Here is a 15,268-nt window from a genome sequence, read left to right on the forward strand (position 1 = left end):
CGCGGGACGCCTTCTCCGGGGCGCGGGCGAGCGCCGCGGACGGGACCACTCCCGCGGCGGTGCCCGCGAGGGCCGCGGCGAGCGCGGCACGACGACTGACAGGTGACACGGTTCCCCCCCATGATCATGGAACATCGGCCACACCCTACTGCCGCGTCGGGCAGGGTTCGCCCCGTAGAGGAGCGGTGTCCGGTGCACGGGGTCTCCCCCGGCCCTCCGGGCACAGGGGGAAGGAGCGCAGGGCACCGGATCGGCCTCGTGATGGGCCTGCCCGGTCCATCCGGCGGCGCCGCGAGTCGCCGCGCCGGGCGTCGTGTCGGGCGTCGTGTCGGGGCGGACCCGGGCCGGCGCGGCACCGGCCGGGCCCGGACTGACGCTGGTCAAGAGGGCGGCGCCCCGGCGACGTCCGTGCCGTCCACGGCGGGGGGCCGGGCCGTGTCCCGGTCACCCGCCGGCCGGCCCCGGGGCCGGCCGGGATGACGGGCGGGGCGTTTCCGGCGCACCGCCCCGGCCGCGCGTCAGCCGAAGAAGACGCCGACCTCCTCGTAGAGGGCCGGGTCGACCGTCTTCAGCTTCGCCGTCGCCTCGGCGATCGGTACGCGGACGATGTCCGTGCCGCGAAGGGCGACCATCTTGCCGTAGTCGCCGTCACGCACCGCCTCGATCGCGTGCAGGCCGAAGCGGGTCGCCAGCCAGCGGTCGAAGGCACTGGGCGTACCGCCGCGCTGGACATGGCCGAGGACGGTGGTCCTGGCCTCCTTTCCGGTGCGCTTCTCGATCTCCTTGGCCAGCCATTCGCCGACGCCCGACAGGCGGACGTGGCCGAAGGAGTCCAGCGTCCCGTCCTTCAGGACCATGTCCCCGTCCTTCGGCATCGCGCCCTCGGCGACCACGACGATCGGCGCGTACGAGGCCCGGAACCGGGAGGTGACCCAGGCGCAGACCTGGTCCGGGTCGAACCGCTGTTCCGGGATGAGGATCACGTTCGCCCCGCCCGCCAGCCCCGAGTGCAGGGCGATCCAGCCGGCGTGACGGCCCATCACCTCGACCACGAGCACCCGCATGTGGGACTCCGCCGTGGTGTGCAACCGGTCGATGGCCTCGGTGGCGATGCCGACGGCCGTGTCGAAGCCGAAGGTGTAGTCCGTGGCGGACAGGTCGTTGTCGATGGTCTTGGGGACGCCGACGCACCTGATCCCGTACTCGTCCGAGAGCCGGGCGGCGACCCCGAGGGTGTCCTCGCCGCCGATCGCGATCAGTGCCTCCACCTCGTGCTTGGCGAGGTTCTCCTTGATCCGGCGGATGCCGTCCTCCGCCCTGAGGGGATTGGTCCGCGAGGAACCGAGAACGGTGCCCCCGCGCGGCAGGATGCCGCGCACCGCGGGGATGTCGAGGCGCACGGTGTCGCCCTCCAGCGGCCCGCGCCAGCCGTCCCGGTAGCCGGTGAACTCGTATCCGTACTCCTGCACGCCCTTGCGGACGATGCCGCGGATGACCGCGTTGAGGCCGGGGCAGTCGCCGCCCCCGGTCAGTACTCCGACCCGCATGGCAGGTCCCTTCGCCGTCGGTGGCCATATTCGTCGGCCACGCTAGTAGTGACCCAGGTCACTCCGAGACGGCACGAAAGGTGAATTCCGGGTAAGGGGAAGGCAGTTGACGTCCTGCGGTTCACTCCATCGAGTGGTTCGGGTACCAAGCCGGGCCGGCTGCCCGGCGGGCGTCAGGCGTCGTCGAGACCGCGCTCGATCGCGTAGCGCACGAGCTCCACCCGGTTGTGCAGCTGGAGCTTGCCCAGCGTGTTCTGCACATGGTTCTGCACCGTGCGGTGCGAGATGACGAGCCGCTCCGCGATCTGCTTGTACGAGAGGCCCTTGGCGACCAGCCGCAGCACCTCCGTCTCCCGCTCGGTGAGCTGCGGCGCCTTCGGCTCGTCCGGCCCCGCGGCCGGCACCGGCTCGGTCGCCAGTCGCCGGTACTCCCCCAGCACCAGCCCCGCGAGACCGGGGGTGAACACCGGATCGCCGGCGGCGGTACGGCGCACGGCGTCGATCAGCTCCTCCGTACTGGCCGACTTCAGCAGATAGCCGGTCGCCCCCGACTTCACCGCTTCCAGCACGTCGGCGTGCTCCCCGCTGGCGGAGAGCACGAGCACCCGCAGCGACGGATCCGCCCCCACGAGCTCCTTGCAGACCGCGGCCCCCGGCATACCCGGAAGGTTGAGGTCGAGCACGAGGACGCCCGGCCTCGCCGCCCTGGCCCGGCGCACCGCCTGCGGGCCGTCGCCCGCGGTCGCCACCACCTCGTAGCCGGCCTCGGCCAGATCCCGGGCGACCGCGTCCCGCCACATCGGGTGGTCGTCCACGACCATGACCCGCACGGGGCGCTCCGCCGCCCCGCTCGTCTCCGTCATCGTTCCGCCTTCCCCCGGGCCCCCCGCGGGACCTTCAACTCGACTTCCGTACCCTGCCCCGGCACCGAGACCAGCTCGGCGGTACCGCCGATGTCCCGCAGCCGGCCGCGGATCGAGAGCGCGACTCCGAGCCGCCCCTCGCCCTCGGCCTGGGCCAGCCGCCCCTCCGGGATCCCCGGACCGTCGTCCCGGACCGTCACGATCACCTCGTCCGGCCAGTCCTCGACCAGGATCCACGCCTGCGCGTCCTCGCCGGCGTGTCTGCGCACATTGTCCAGTGCGGCGCCGACGGCGGCCGCGAGCTCCCTCGCCGCACGCACCGGGAGCAGCACCGGGGCACCCGGCTCGGACAGGGTCACCCGGCAGCCGGCCCGCGGCGCCAGCAGCATCCGCAGGTCCACCGGCCCGTCGGCCCCGGCGCTCCCGTCGTCAGGCCCGTCGGCCCCGGCGCTCCCGTCGTCGGGCCCGTCGGGCCCGTCGACGAGCCTGACGACCGCGCCCTGGGCCTCGTCCTCCGACACCCGGGACGCGGGGACCAGTCCGCCGGCGACCAGGGTGCGCAGGGCGACCTCCTGCTCGCCCGCCATCCGGCCGAGCTCCGCCGCCTCGCCCCCGAGCGCCGTGCCGCGCCGCTGCACCATGGCCAGCACCTGCAGCACGCTGTCGTGGATGTCGCGGGCCAGCCGCTCGCGTTCCCGGGTCGCGGCCTCGATCTCCAGGGCGCGGGCCAGGGTGCGCTCGGAGGCGCGGGCGACCTCGACGACGTACCCGATGGCGATGGACGCGACCCACACCAGCAGCACGTTGTGGAAGGTGTCCCGGCTGGGCTCGCCGCGCTCGATGATGTTGGCCACGGCCACCAGCGAGGACGCGAAACCCGCCCAGCGCCAGCCGCCCTTGATCGCGAAGGCGAGCACCGAGCCCGCGGTCCAGATCGACGGCAGGGTCGGGCCGTCGATCTGCTGCGCCTGTGCGTCCGCGAGCGGGGTGAGCAGGATGCCGGTGAGGGCGACGGTGAGATCGGCGCCGAGGAAGCGCTTGGTGCAGGCGGCCGCGTTCGCCACCTTCGGGAGCGTCGCCAGCGTCCAGACCACCATCACGGCGAGGAAGCCGACGGCCACCGAGGGGCGCTCGTACTTGTCCCGGGCGAAGACGAAGAGCAGGACCGCGTAGCCCGTCGTCAGCACGCGGTACGCGGTCAGCGCACGCCACAGCGGCAGCTCGACCGACATGCGTACGACCCGTTCGCGCCTGGCCATGCCCCGATCCCCCAAAACCGTCCGGCCGGACGGGCGACGCTACCGGTCGCCGCCCCGCTCCGTCCCGCCGTCCTGCTTCGCGGCCCGCTCCGCCTCCTTGGCGGCCTCCTTCGCCGCCTTCTCCGCGTCCGCGATCTGCCGCTTGGCGGCCGTGGCGTAGATGTCCACGTACTCCTGGCCGGAGAGCTTCATGATCTCGTACATGACCTCGTCGGTCACCGAGCGCAGGATGAAGCGGTCGTGCTCCATGCCGTGGTAGCGGCTGAAGTCGAGCGGCTTGCCGATCCTGATCCCGGGGCTCATCAGCTTGGGGACGACCTTGCCGGGCGGCTGGATCTTCTCGGTGTCGATCATCGCGACGGGGATGACGGGCGCGCCGGTGGCCAGCGCCACGCGCGCCAGGCCGCCCGGCTTCCCGCGGTAGAGCCGGCCGTCCGGCGAGCGGGTGCCCTCCGGGTAGATGCCGAAGAGCTCACCGCGCTCGATGACCTCCACGCCGCTCCTGATGGCCGCCTCACCGGCGCCGCGCGCTCCGGAGCGGTCCACCGGGAGCTGGCCGACGCCCTTGAAGAAGGCCGCGGTGAGCTTGCCCTTCACGCCCGGCGAGGTGAAGTACTCGGCCTTGGCGATGAACGTGACCTTGCGGTCCAGGACCGCGGGCAGGAAGAAGGAGTCCGAGAAGGACAGGTGGTTGCTCGCGAGGATCGCCGGCCCCTCGGCGGGAATGTGCTCGAGGCCCTCCACCCATGGCCTGAAGGCGAGCTTCAGCGCCCCGCCGATGGAGAACTTCATTGCGCCGTAGATCAACTCGAGTGCCTTCCTGGGATCCGTCGCAAAGACCTTAACCCCTGGCGGGACCGCGCTCCCCTCCGTGGTCCCGCGCCGGGCGGCCTCAGCCCTGGTCGGTGTCGGTCCCGTCGCGTACGGTGAGTCTGCCCACCGGGGGGAGGCCCCCCGGGCCGCCCCGAAAGGAGACCCCGGTGCCGGTCCTTCCTGGAGCCGAGCCGTACCGCCACGAGGGTGGCGAGGTCGGCGTCCTTCTCTGTCACGGCTTCACCGGTTCCCCCCAGTCGCTGCGCCCGTGGGCGGAGTACCTCGCGGAGCGTGGACTGACCGTCTCGCTTCCGCTGCTGCCGGGCCACGGCACCCGCTGGCAGGACATGGCGGTCACCGGCTGGCAGGACTGGTACGCGGAGGTGGACCGGGAGCTCCGGGCGCTGCGCGAGGAGTGCGACCAGGTCTTCGTCCTCGGGCTCTCCATGGGCGGCGCGCTGGCCCTGCGGCTGGCCGCCAGGCACGGCGACGCGATCAGCGGCATCGTGGTGGTGAACCCGGCCAACAAGGTGCACGGTCCGGCGGCGCACGCCCTGCCGGTGGCCCGCCATCTCGTCCGCACCACGAAGGGCCTGGCCAACGACATCGCGAAGGAGGGCATGGACGAGGTCGCCTACGACCGCGTCCCCCTGCACGCGGCGCACTCGCTGCGGAACTTCCTCCGGCTCGTCGACGGTGAGCTTCCGCAGGTCACGCAGCCGATGCTGCTGCTGCACAGCCCTCAGGACCATGTGGTGCCGCCGGCGGACTCGGCCCGGATCCTCGGCCGGGTGTCGTCGACGGACGTCCGGGAGGTCCTGCTGGAACAGAGCTACCACGTGGCGACGTTGGACCACGACGCGGAGCAGATCTTCGAGGAGAGCCACGCGTTCATCGGGCGCCTCGCTCCGAGTGTCGGCAAGAAGGGAAGCACGACCGGTGGCTGAGCAGCACGACGCGGATCGGGACCGGGACCGGGAGCCGCAGCCCATCGACGAGGAGGCCGCCTGGGCGGCCATCGTCGCCGGGTACGGCGAGGAGCCCTCGGACCCGCCGGGAGCGAAGCCGTTCAAGTCGGTGGAGGACCTCGCGGGCCTGGAGAAGTCCGCCCGGAACGACGGACCGGAGCCCGGGGGCGACGACCGCGGGAACGACGTCGGGGGCGACGACGAGGACGAGCGCCCGCGGCCGGAGAAGCCGCTGGGCAGCTCCGTCGTGTTCGCACCCGGAGTGGGCGGCGGGCCGCGCGACTACGAGGTCGCCGAGGCGGCGGACGACGACCTCGACGAGACCGACGAGGGCCATTTCGTCCCGCCGGAGCCCCCGCCGCTGCCGGAGGCCGACACGACCGCGAAGTTCGCCTGGCTCGCGGTGGTCGGCGGGCCGGTGCTGCTGCTGCTCGCCGTGATCCTGCGGTGGGACATGACCTGGTGGCTGACCACGCTCGGCGTCGGCGGCTTCCTGGGCGGCTTCGTCACGCTGGTGGCGCGGATGTCGCACGGGGACGACGAGGACGACGACGACCCGGGCCGGGGGGCGGTCGTCTAGGGCGTGTCGCGGTCAGGTCGCGGTCGCCCCGTGACGACGCCCGGCACGGCGACTGGCGGCGCTGCCGAATCAGCTGCCGAATCAGCCGAGCAGACCCACCACGAGGTCGATCCGGCACCTTGCGGTCCCTCCCCCCGGCCCGGAGGGCCGGGGAAGACTCCGTGCACCGGACTCCGCTCCCCGACGGGCGAACCGGGCCCGACGCGGCGCCGGGGCGCGCGCCCCGAGGCCGGACCGGAACCCGGGCAGCACTGACCGCAGGCCGGAGCCGCCCGAGCGGAGGCGGCGAGCGACGGCGGGGCCGGTGGCCGCGGGATCCGCACCCGGAGGCCGCGCACGACCGGCTACGGGCGGTCCCGCTCCGGCGACGGCCCCTCCCCGCCGGCCCGTCCCCTTCCGGCGGTCGGTGCGGCGTCGGCCGGGACGCGCAGGGCGGCGAGGACCGGGAGGTGGTCCGTGGCCGCCTTCAGATCGGCCTCGCTGACCCCGGGAAGTCCCACGGGGACCCCGCAGCCGAGGACCTCGATACCCGGGGTCACGAACACCGCGTCGATCCGCTGGTGCGGGTCCGCGGGGGTCGAGGTGTACTCGCCGCCCCAGGGGCTGACCTCCCAGGCGTCCCTGAGCCCGGCGGCGAGACGCCGGAAGCTGCGCCCTCCGGGGCGCTCGTTGACGTCGCCGGCGGCGATCGCGTGCGGCACGTCCATCGCGCCGAGCCGGTCGAGCAGCATTCCGGCCTGGGCGTAGCGCTCGTCGGTCCGCAGGCTCAGATGGCAGCTGAGCAGCCCGAGCCGGGCGCCTCCGACACGGACGACGGCGGTGGCGAAGCCGCGCCGGTGCAGACCCGGCGTGAGCGGCAGCAGAACGTCCTCGGTGCGCTCGACGGTCGCCCGGAGCGAGCACAGCAGCAGCGGGCCCGAGGCGGTCGCACCGCCGCTCAGCATCACCAGCTCGCTCTTGGCCGCGAGCCGGGCGGCGTGCTTGCGCCACCGGAAGAAGCGGGGGGCTTCCTGGACGAAGACGAGATCGGGCCGGCAGGCGCGGATGACGCGGCTGAGGGCGTCCTCGTCGTCGCGCATCGAGCGGATGTTGTAGCTGAGGACCCGGATCACGGTCGAACCATCCCGCTCGGTGCGGGAGTTGGGCAGCGGTCGCGTCTCGGACGTCACCATGGGCCTCAAGATAACCGGCCCGGGCCGTGTTGCCCCGCCCCAGCACACCGGGCGCGCCGCACGGGCGGCGTGTGGTGCCGCCGGTGGCCGGCACCGGGTCGCCCGGCCCCGTAGAGGCCCGCTCCGGGCACGGCGGGCCGCGGGCAGGGCGGGCTGGGGGCCGCGGCGGTCGCACCGCCCGCGCGTTCCGTCACCGCGGCCCCGGGAGCGACGAGCGGCGCCTGCCGCCCCCGGAGGGGCGGCAGGCGCCGGAAGGGTGGGCGTCAGCCCTGGCGGGCGAGGTCCGCCGCGCCGACGAGGCCCGCCTTGTTGCCGAGTTGGGCCGCGAGCACCTGGGCGTGCGGGCGCCACTGTCCGCCGATCAGCCACCGTCGGAAGGACTTGCGGATCGGGTCGAGCACCAGCTCGCCCTCGTCCGACACCCCGCCGCCGACGATGAACGCCGAGGGGTCGAACAGCGAGGCCAGGTCCGCCAGGCCCGCGCCGGCCCAGCGGGCCAGCTCACGGAAGGAGTCGACGGCGACCTTGTCGCCCTGTCGGGCCGCCTCGCTCACGTGCCTGCCCTCGATGCCCTCGGGGGTGCCGTCGCCGAGACCGAGCAGGATCGCCGCGTTCTCGGGGGACGCCGCCGCACGCTGGCGGGCGTAGCGGACGAGTGCGCGCCCGGACGCGTACTGCTCCCAGCAGCCCTGGCTGCCGCAGCCGCACAGCAGGCCGTCGGGGACGACCCGGATGTGGCCGAACTCCGCCGCCACGCCGAAACGGCCGCGGCGCAGCTTGTTGCCGATGATGATGCCGCCACCGAGGCCCGTGCCGAGCGTGATGCAGATGACGTCGTTGTGGCCCTGGCCGGCACCGAATCGGTACTCGCCCCAGGCCGCCGCGTTGGCGTCGTTCTCCACGACCACCGGCAGGCTGACGCGCTGCTCCACCTTGTCCTTCAGCGGCTCGTGCCGCCACTGGATGTTCGGTGCGAAGAGGACGGTGGCACGCTTGTCGTCGACGTAGCCGGCGGCGCCGATGCCGACCGCCTCGATGTCGTGCCCCTTACCGGCTCCGGTGACGGCCGAGCAGATCGCGTCCACGATGCCCTCGGCGGTCGGCGGAGTGGGCACCGTGTGCGTCTCAAGGATGGTGCCCTCTTCGTCGACCACGCCGGCCGCGATCTTGGTGCCGCCGATGTCGACGCCGATGGTGAGTCCCATGTGTCCCTCAGTTTTCGGTCGAGCCCCGCTATGGCCAACCGTACCGGAGGGAGTCCCGGCTTCAGTCCAGGTCGATCTTCTCGCTGGGGCCGGGGCCCTCGTCCGGCCGGTCCCGGCGGGCCGTGCCGTCGGCCCCCGCGGACGGCTCGTTCCGGGTCCAGCGGCGCTCATGGCCTTCCACCGCGGAGCGGTACGCGGCCAGCAGTTCGTTGCCCGCGGCGGTGAGATGGTCGAAGACCTGCGGGTTGCGCTCGATGACCGGCTCGACGGCCGACTTCGCCTGGCTGATCAGCTGCTGCACGGCCCCCTGCCCGGCGAGGCCGAGCAGCGGGTTCTGCAGCGACGACATCTTGTCCGCGACCGCGTCCAGCAGCTTGCGGAACTCCTCGCCCGCGGTACCGGTGGCCTGCTGCCCGTACCGCTCGCTGCGGCGGGCCCGCTCCTCCTCCAGGTCCTCGGCGCACGCCGTCGCCCAGGCGTCGGCGTCGACGGCGGGACGTTCGGTGGCATCGCTCATGGCGTACTCCTCGGAAAGTGCCTCGTACGTCGACGGTACCCGAACGGAGGCAGCCGCTCAGCGACCCCGCGGCCAGAGTCCGGGGTCGGGCTCGAAACGTATGCGGAGCTCGCCGTCCCGGAGCGCGGCACCGCTGACGGTGCAGCGGCGCAGCACGGACGGCAGGAGCAGGACGCGGCGGAACGGGCCCACGGTCAGGAAGAGTTCGTCGTCCCTGCGGACCAGCTGAAGGCTGTCCCTGGAGGCTCCCGGCAGCGGCAGCCGCCAGACGATCACACCGTCCTCGGCCCTGCGGTCCTCCACCGTCCAGGGGTTCCCCGCGACGGCTCGCGCGGTGCTGCCGGCGGGCCCGTCGAGCAGCTCCGCGAGTTCGCCGGGCTGCCGGGGGCCACGGCCGGCGTGCGGCACCTCCAGGACCGGTACGGCGCCGAACTCCTCGCGCCAGCCCTTGAGCGCGCCCTGCTGGCGCCCCGAGAGGGCGCCGAGGAAGGGGTCGGCGGAGCCGACCGGGACGATCCGGTTCGCGATCACCATGTCCGGGGCCGGCCCGTGCAGGGCGAGGCCGAGCCGGGCCGTGCGCAGGGCGCGGTCCGCGGCCTCGGAGCCGGGTTCGGCGACCAGGCGGACCGAGGTGGCGGGGCTCTCGACCAGGGCCTGGACGGCGGCCAGCTCCTCGTCCCACCGGGCGGCCGTCTCGTAGAGCCACTGCGCGGGCATCGGCACTCCCGCGAGCTGGGCGAGCACGGGGCGCAGCGAGCGGGCGGCCTGGCGCTCCGCGGGGAGCAGCCGACGGAGATAGCGGCGCAGCTGCTCGGGCAGGGCGAGCAGGGCGACGGCCCGGCGCACCGGCGGAAGGTCGACGACCAGCAGGTCGTGGCCGCTCCCGGCGGCGTGCCTGAGGGCGCGCAGCAGCGCGAACTGCTCGCTGCCCGGAAGCTCCGTCAGCTCACCGTCCTCGAAGGGCGCTGCCCCGAGCAGGTCGAGCGCCGCCCCGGCCCGCTCCTGGAAGGTGAGGAACTCGTGGCGGAAGTCGGTGCCCGAGTCGACGCGGACGACGGTGGGGCCGGGCACAGGGGTGTCCGCCCCGCCCGACCCCGTCCTGCCCGGCCCCGCGGCTGCGGGGCCCGATCCCGAAGAGTCCGGGCCGGCGGCCGCGGGCCCCGTGCCGGTCAGCGCCTCCGAAGGCTCGTCGGACAGCAGCAGGACCCGTTCGCCCCGCCGCGCCCCGGCAAGGGCGAGGGCGGCCGCGACGGTGCTCCGGCCGGCCCCGCCGGTGCCGGTGACGAAAACGGTGCGCATGGAGGGTCGGCTTCAGCCCTTCGGACCGGACTCGACACGCTTCTTCAGACCGGCCAGGGCGCGGTCGATGATGACCTTCTCCGCCTTGCGCTTGATCATCCCGAGCATGGGGATCTTGACGTCGACGGTCAGTTGGTACGTGACCTCGGTCCGCTCCCCGCCGGCGACCGGCTCCAGCGCGTACGAGCCGTCCAGCGCGCGCAGCATCTGGGACTTGACCAGCGTCCAGGAGACCTTGTCGTCCCCGGTCCAGGTGTAGGCGAGGACGTGGTCGTCCTTGATCGCGCCGGCGTCGAGCACCAGCCGGACCTGGAGCGCGCGGCCCTGGTCGTCCTTCTCCAGGACCTCCGTCTCCTTCACCTCTCCGGTCCACTCCGGGTAGCGCGCGAAGTCGGAGATCACCCCCATCACATCGGCCGGGGCCGCGTCGATGGTGATGCTCGAGCTGGTGTGTTCCGCCATCGCCGTGGCTCCTCCAGTGAACGCCGGACGGGGTTGCGGTGTGCAATCTACCGCGACCCGGGTGGTCACCATTCCAGGGCCCAGGGCCGCCCCGTCGCCGCGAAGTGCCCGACGTTCACGCACTCCGTCGCACCGATCCGCATGCGCCGTGCCAGCGGCTGGTGCACGTGCCCGAAGAGGGAGTACCGGGGCCGGGTCCGGCGGATGGCGTCGAGCAGGGCCGTGCTGCCGCGCTCGAAGCGGCGGGCGACCGTGTCGTACGTCAGTTCCGGCACCTCCGGCGGGATGTGCGAGCACAGGACGTCGACCTCGCCGAGCGCCTCGACCTTGGCCGCGTACTCCTCGTCGGAGATCTCGAAGGGGGTGCGCATGGGGGACCGCAGCCCGCCGCCGACGAAGCCGAACACGAGCCCGTCCAGCTCGATCCGCTCACCGTCGAGGACGGTGGTGCCCGGTCGCGCGTACTCCGGCCAGAGGGCCGGGACGTCGACGTTGCCGTAGGTGGCGTACGTCGGAGTGGGGAAAGCGGCGAACAGCTCGCCGTACTGCTTGCGCACCGCCTCGAGGATCACGGCGTCCCGGTCGAGGCCCGCCCACAGGCTGCGGCCGAACTCCCGGGCCTCCTCGAAGCGCCGTGCCGTGCGCAGCTCGACGATCCTGTCCGCGTTCTCGACCCCGAAGAGATCGGGGAAGATGCCGCGCGAATGATCGGCGTAGTCGAGGAAGAGCACCAGGTCGCCGAGGCAGATCAGGGCGTCGGCGCCGGTTCCCGCCCTGGCCAGATCCGTCGTGTTGCCGTGCACATCACTGACCACATGGACTCGCATGCCGATCACCCTAGAGTGGTCGCCCGATTCCTAGTAGAGGGCACCGGACCTGCGGTTACTTCCGAGTCGTCCGGCTGGTGGAATAGTGTTCGCGATGGTGCGGCACACAGGTGTGACGCAGGGAACATCTGGCCGGGACCCCCTATCCGGAACTGAGTACTGATGGGTAACGTCCGGGCAGTCCCCGGTGCGTTCACACAGAGCCGTGGCGCCGGCGCCCGATGAGGAGCAGCAGTCTTGCGTGAGTTCAGCCTTCCGGCCCTGTACGAGGTCCCGACGGACGGCAATCTGACGGATCTCATCCGCCGCAATGCCACGCAGCACCCCGAGGTCGCGGTCATGGGCAGAAAGGTCGCCGGGACCTGGACCGATGTCACCGCCGCGCAGTTCCTCGCCGAGGTGCGGGCCGCAGCGAAGGGCCTGATCGCCGCCGGCGTGGGGCCCGGGGACCGGGTCGCACTGATGTCGCGCACCCGTTACGAGTGGGTGCAGCTCGACTTCGCGATCTGGAGCGCCGGCGGTGTGACCGTCCCGGTGTACGAGACCAGCTCGCCGGAGCAGGTTCAGTGGATCCTCGGGGACTCCGGCGCCGTCGCCGCGATCGTCGAGAGCGAGGAGCACGCCGCGGCCATCGAGTCGGTGCGCGTCGCCCTGCCGGCGCTGCGGCACGTGTGGCGGATCGAGGGCGGCGCGGTCGCGCAGCTCACCGAGGCCGGGGCGGAGATCCCCGACGGGACGGTCGACGAGCGCAGTGCTTCCGCCAAGGCCGACGACCCGGCGACCATCGTCTACACCTCGGGCACCACGGGTCGCCCCAAGGGCTGCGTGCTCACGCACCGGGCGTTCTTCGCGGAGTGCGGCAACCTGGTCGAGCGTCTGAAGCCGCTGTTCCGCACCGGTGACAGCTCGGTCCTGCTCTTCCTCCCCGCCGCGCACGTCTTCGGGCGCATGGTCGAGGTCGCGTCGGTGATGGCGCCCATCAAGCTCGGCTGCGTACCGGACATCAAGAACCTCACCGACGAGCTCGCCTCGTTCCGCCCGACGCTGATCCTCGGTGTGCCGCGGGTCTTCGAGAAGGTCTACAACTCCGCGCGGGCCAAGGCGCAGGCGGACGGCAAGGGCAAGATCTTCGACAAGGCCGCGGCGACGGCCATCGAGTACAGCCGCGCGATCGGCACCCCGCAGGGCGCGCCGCTCGGGCTGAAGATCAAGCACAAGGTGTTCGACAAACTCGTCTACAGCAAGCTGCGTGCGGTGCTGGGCGGGCGCGGCGAGTTCGCGGTCTCCGGCGGCGCCCCGCTGGGCGAGCGGCTGGGCCACTTCTTCCGCGGCATCGGCTTCACGGTGCTGGAGGGCTACGGCCTCACGGAGACCTGTGCGGCGACGGCGTTCAACCCCTGGGACCGCCAGAAGATCGGTACGGTCGGGCAGCCGCTTCCGGGGTCGGTGGTGCGGATCGCCGACGACGGCGAGGTGCTGCTGCACGGCGAGCACATCTTCACGGGCTACTGGAACAACGAGGCGGCGACCGCCGAGGCGCTGGCCGACGGCTGGTTCCACACCGGTGACATCGGCACCCTCGACGAGGACGGCTATCTCGCGATCACGGGACGGAAGAAGGAGATCCTGGTGACGGCGGGCGGCAAGAACGTCGCCCCGGCGGTCATCGAGGACCGCATCCGCGCGCACGCGCTGGTCGCGGAGTGCATGGTCGTGGGCGACGGGCGGCCCTTCGTTGGCGCGCTGGTCACCCTCGACGAGGAGTTCCTGGCCCGCTGGGTCTCCGACAACGGCAAGCCGGCCGGTTCGACGGCTGCCTCGCTGCGCGAGGACGCGGATCTGCTGGCGGAGATCCAGCGGGCGGTGGACGAGGGCAACGCCGCGGTTTCCAAGGCTGAATCGGTGCGGAAATTCAGGGTTCTCAGCTCCCAGTTCACTGAGGAGGCCGGCCACATCACGCCGTCGCTGAAGCTGAAGCGGAACGTGGTGGCCAAGGACTTCGCGGACGAGATCGAGGCGATCTACCGGGCGTAGTCCTCGGCGAGGACCCGTTCGATGTTGCGCTCGGCGAGCGCGGTGATCGTGAGGAACGGATTGACGCCGATGGAGCCCGGCACGAGGGCTCCGTCGGTGACGTACACCCCGGGGGCGCCCCGGACCCGGCCGTGGTCGTCGGTGGCCCGGCCGAGCACACACCCGCCGAGCGGGTGGTAGGTGAAGTCGTCGGCGAAGGTCCTGTTGCCACCGAACAGGTCGTACCGGTAGATCGTGGCGTTCCTGAGGTTGATGCGGTCGAACAGCTTCTTGGCGGAGTCGACGGACACCTTGCTCTGTGCCGGGGTCCACAGGAGCCGCATCGCGTCGGTGCCGGGATCGTAGACGAGCCTGCCGCGCTCCGGGTTCCTGGTGATGGCCAGGTAGAGGCTGATCCAGTGCTCGAAGCCCATCGGCAGCGGGGCGATCTCGGCGAAGACGGGGTTGGCGGTGTTGGACCAGTCGTCGATGCCCATCACCGGCATGGTCGCCTGGTGGGCGCCTACGGTGTCCCAGAGGTGGTTGGCCCGGGCGGTCATGACGTTGCCGTTGGTTCCCCATCCGGCGCCGAGGTGCTCGCTGAGATCCGGCAGTGCGCCCGACTCCCGGGCGCGCAGCAGGAGTTCGGTGGAGCCGAGGCTGCCGGCGCCCAGGAACAGCCGGGTGCAGCCGATGTCGCGGGTGGCGACGACCTTGCCGGTCGTGTCGATGCGGTCGGCGGTGACGACGTACGTGCCGTCCGGCTGCCTTCGCAGCGCGCGGGCCCGTTGCATCGTCTCGATGGCGACGTTGCCGGTTCCCAGCGCGGCGGCGAGATAGGTCCTGTCGAGGCTGCGCTTGCCGTGGTTGTTGCCGTAGATGACCTCTCCGGCGAGCGCGGAGCGGACCGCCTGGCCGGCGGCCTCGCGCTGCATGTACCCGAAGTCGTAGACGTTGGGCACGAAGACGGTCCTCAGACCGGCGTTGGCGGCGTGCTTGCGGGAGATCCGCGAGAAGCGGTACCACTTGGTGGACTCGAACCACGCCGGGTCGACGTCGTTGACGCCCAGCATCCGCCGGGCCAGCGGGAAGTACCGGTCGTACATGGCGCCGGCGTCGACGTTCGGCAGCATCTCGGAGAAGTACGCACGCTGCGGGACGACGGCCATCCCGCCGTTCACGAGCGATCCTCCGCCGACGCCGCGGCCCACGTAGACCGACATGCTGTCGAAGCGCACGCGGTCGAGGACGCCGGGATAGGGACTGATGTCCTTGTTGACGACGTCCAGCCAGAGGAACTGGGCGAGCGGGGCCTCGGTGCGGGTGCGGAACCACATCGAGCGGTGGTCCGGGGCGCCGGTGCTGCAGAAGAGCTTCCCGTCGGGGCCCGGGGTGTCCCAGAGCCGGCCCATCTCCAGGACGAGGGTGGGGATTCCGGCCTCGCCGAGGCGAAGGGCGGTGACGGCGGCGCCGTAGCCGGAGCCGATGACGAGGGCGGGTGTGTGGTCGGCGGCTCCGGCCCGGGAGGCCGCCGGGACGGTCGTCGCGTGGGCCGTGGGCGCGGGGCCGATACGGGTGAGTCCGAGCGCGGCTGCGGTCTGGAGGGCGCCGAGACCCAGGAGGTGACGGCGCGTCAGATTTGGTGTCATAGTGCGCAGCATGTGCGGATTTTCCGGTTCCGCCTATCCGCTGCGCGGAGTTTTTTCGCGCGGCGCAAGAGGGCGGTTCGCGCCGCGGACGGGC

Annotated in this window: 14 protein-coding genes; 3 read left to right on the forward strand and 11 right to left on the reverse strand. The window is 72.5% G+C overall.

The window, feature by feature from the left end:
* Positions 1-518 precede the first annotated feature (518 nt).
* The 4 genes from QMZ92_RS31965 to QMZ92_RS31980 all read right to left on the reverse strand — a co-directional run bounded on the left by QMZ92_RS31965 (position 519) and on the right by QMZ92_RS31980 (position 4,461).
* Positions 519-1,547: a 6-phosphofructokinase gene (locus QMZ92_RS31965; RefSeq protein WP_283301070.1), complete on the reverse strand. Its 1,029-nt coding sequence runs from the start codon at positions 1,545-1,547 to the stop codon at positions 519-521.
* A gap of 173 nt (positions 1,548-1,720) precedes the next feature.
* Positions 1,721-2,410: a response regulator gene (locus QMZ92_RS31970; protein ID WP_283301071.1), complete on the reverse strand. Its 690-nt coding sequence runs from the start codon at positions 2,408-2,410 to the stop codon at positions 1,721-1,723.
* Positions 2,407-3,669: a MacS family sensor histidine kinase gene (gene macS, locus QMZ92_RS31975; protein ID WP_283301072.1), complete on the reverse strand. Its 1,263-nt coding sequence runs from the start codon at positions 3,667-3,669 to the stop codon at positions 2,407-2,409. The genes QMZ92_RS31970 and macS overlap by 4 nt, the downstream gene beginning before the upstream one ends.
* A 39-nt stretch (positions 3,670-3,708) precedes the next feature.
* Positions 3,709-4,461 (reverse strand): lysophospholipid acyltransferase family protein, encoded by a 753-nt coding sequence (locus tag QMZ92_RS31980; protein ID WP_283301098.1) that lies wholly within the window; start codon positions 4,459-4,461, stop codon positions 3,709-3,711.
* A 188-nt stretch (positions 4,462-4,649) separates the two neighbouring features.
* Between QMZ92_RS31980 and QMZ92_RS31985 the strand changes: the two genes are divergently transcribed.
* Together QMZ92_RS31985 and QMZ92_RS31990 are read left to right on the forward strand one after the other, a co-directional pair.
* Positions 4,650-5,429 carry an alpha/beta hydrolase gene (locus QMZ92_RS31985; RefSeq protein WP_283301073.1) on the forward strand — a complete coding sequence of 260 codons (780 nt, stop codon included), beginning with the start codon at positions 4,650-4,652 and terminating at the stop codon, positions 5,427-5,429.
* On the forward strand, positions 5,422-6,030 hold the full coding sequence (locus QMZ92_RS31990) for a hypothetical protein (protein ID WP_283301074.1): 609 nt from the start codon (positions 5,422-5,424) through the stop codon (positions 6,028-6,030). Before QMZ92_RS31985 ends, QMZ92_RS31990 begins: the two co-directional genes overlap by 8 nt.
* A gap of 344 nt (positions 6,031-6,374) precedes the next feature.
* On the opposite strand, the gene QMZ92_RS31995 is transcribed toward QMZ92_RS31990, so the two are convergent.
* From QMZ92_RS31995 to QMZ92_RS32020, 6 genes are all read right to left on the reverse strand, one after another.
* On the reverse strand, positions 6,375-7,202 hold the full coding sequence (locus tag QMZ92_RS31995; protein ID WP_283301075.1) for an endonuclease/exonuclease/phosphatase family protein: 828 nt from the start codon (positions 7,200-7,202) through the stop codon (positions 6,375-6,377).
* 263 nt (positions 7,203-7,465) lie between these two features.
* The gene (locus QMZ92_RS32000) at positions 7,466-8,407 is read right to left on the reverse strand and encodes an ROK family glucokinase (RefSeq protein WP_283301076.1); all 942 of its coding nucleotides are present in this window, start codon (positions 8,405-8,407) and stop codon (positions 7,466-7,468) included.
* 61 nt (positions 8,408-8,468) lie between these two features.
* Positions 8,469-8,924, reverse strand: coding sequence for a DUF5304 domain-containing protein (locus QMZ92_RS32005; RefSeq protein WP_283301077.1), 456 nt, complete (start codon positions 8,922-8,924; stop codon positions 8,469-8,471).
* 57 nt (positions 8,925-8,981) lie between these two features.
* Positions 8,982-10,223 (reverse strand): ArsA family ATPase, encoded by a 1,242-nt coding sequence (locus tag QMZ92_RS32010; RefSeq protein ID WP_283301078.1) that lies wholly within the window; start codon positions 10,221-10,223, stop codon positions 8,982-8,984.
* 12 nt (positions 10,224-10,235) lie between these two features.
* Positions 10,236-10,685, reverse strand: a complete 450-nt coding sequence (locus tag QMZ92_RS32015) for an SRPBCC family protein (RefSeq protein WP_283301079.1) — start codon at positions 10,683-10,685, stop codon at positions 10,236-10,238.
* Between the two features lie 65 nt (positions 10,686-10,750).
* Positions 10,751-11,512 (reverse strand): metallophosphoesterase family protein, encoded by a 762-nt coding sequence (locus QMZ92_RS32020; RefSeq protein ID WP_283301080.1) that lies wholly within the window; start codon positions 11,510-11,512, stop codon positions 10,751-10,753.
* A gap of 237 nt (positions 11,513-11,749) precedes the next feature.
* Between QMZ92_RS32020 and QMZ92_RS32025 the strand changes: the two genes are divergently transcribed.
* Positions 11,750-13,546 (forward strand): AMP-dependent synthetase/ligase, encoded by a 1,797-nt coding sequence (locus tag QMZ92_RS32025; protein WP_283301081.1) that lies wholly within the window; start codon positions 11,750-11,752, stop codon positions 13,544-13,546.
* On the opposite strand, the gene QMZ92_RS32030 is transcribed toward QMZ92_RS32025, so the two are convergent.
* Positions 13,534-15,174 carry a GMC oxidoreductase gene (locus tag QMZ92_RS32030; RefSeq protein ID WP_502962184.1) on the reverse strand — a complete coding sequence of 547 codons (1,641 nt, stop codon included), beginning with the start codon at positions 15,172-15,174 and terminating at the stop codon, positions 13,534-13,536. The genes QMZ92_RS32025 and QMZ92_RS32030 overlap by 13 nt on opposite strands.
* Between the last annotated feature and the right edge of the window lie 94 nt (positions 15,175-15,268).

Origin of the sequence: Streptomyces sp. HNM0645, from assembly GCF_030056615.1 — a bacterium.
GTDB lineage: Bacteria > Actinomycetota > Actinomycetes > Streptomycetales > Streptomycetaceae > Streptomyces > Streptomyces marianii.

Coding starts and splice junctions, on each gene's coding strand:
- QMZ92_RS31970 (WP_283301071.1), bottom strand. CDS start 2,410: ATGACGGAGACGAGCGGGGCGGCGGAGCGCCCCGTGCGGGTCATGGTC.
- QMZ92_RS32010 (WP_283301078.1), bottom strand. CDS start 10,223: ATGCGCACCGTTTTCGTCACCGGCACCGGCGGGGCCGGCCGGAGCACC.
- macS (WP_283301072.1), bottom strand. CDS start 3,669: ATGGCCAGGCGCGAACGGGTCGTACGCATGTCGGTCGAGCTGCCGCTG.
- QMZ92_RS31995 (WP_283301075.1), bottom strand. CDS start 7,202: ATGGTGACGTCCGAGACGCGACCGCTGCCCAACTCCCGCACCGAGCGG.
- QMZ92_RS32030 (WP_502962184.1), bottom strand. CDS start 15,174: ATGACACCAAATCTGACGCGCCGTCACCTCCTGGGTCTCGGCGCCCTC.
- QMZ92_RS31965 (WP_283301070.1), bottom strand. CDS start 1,547: ATGCGGGTCGGAGTACTGACCGGGGGCGGCGACTGCCCCGGCCTCAAC.
- QMZ92_RS31980 (WP_283301098.1), bottom strand. CDS start 4,461: ATGAAGTTCTCCATCGGCGGGGCGCTGAAGCTCGCCTTCAGGCCATGG.
- QMZ92_RS32005 (WP_283301077.1), bottom strand. CDS start 8,924: ATGAGCGATGCCACCGAACGTCCCGCCGTCGACGCCGACGCCTGGGCG.
- QMZ92_RS32000 (WP_283301076.1), bottom strand. CDS start 8,407: ATGGGACTCACCATCGGCGTCGACATCGGCGGCACCAAGATCGCGGCC.
- QMZ92_RS32015 (WP_283301079.1), bottom strand. CDS start 10,685: ATGGCGGAACACACCAGCTCGAGCATCACCATCGACGCGGCCCCGGCC.
- QMZ92_RS32020 (WP_283301080.1), bottom strand. CDS start 11,512: ATGCGAGTCCATGTGGTCAGTGATGTGCACGGCAACACGACGGATCTG.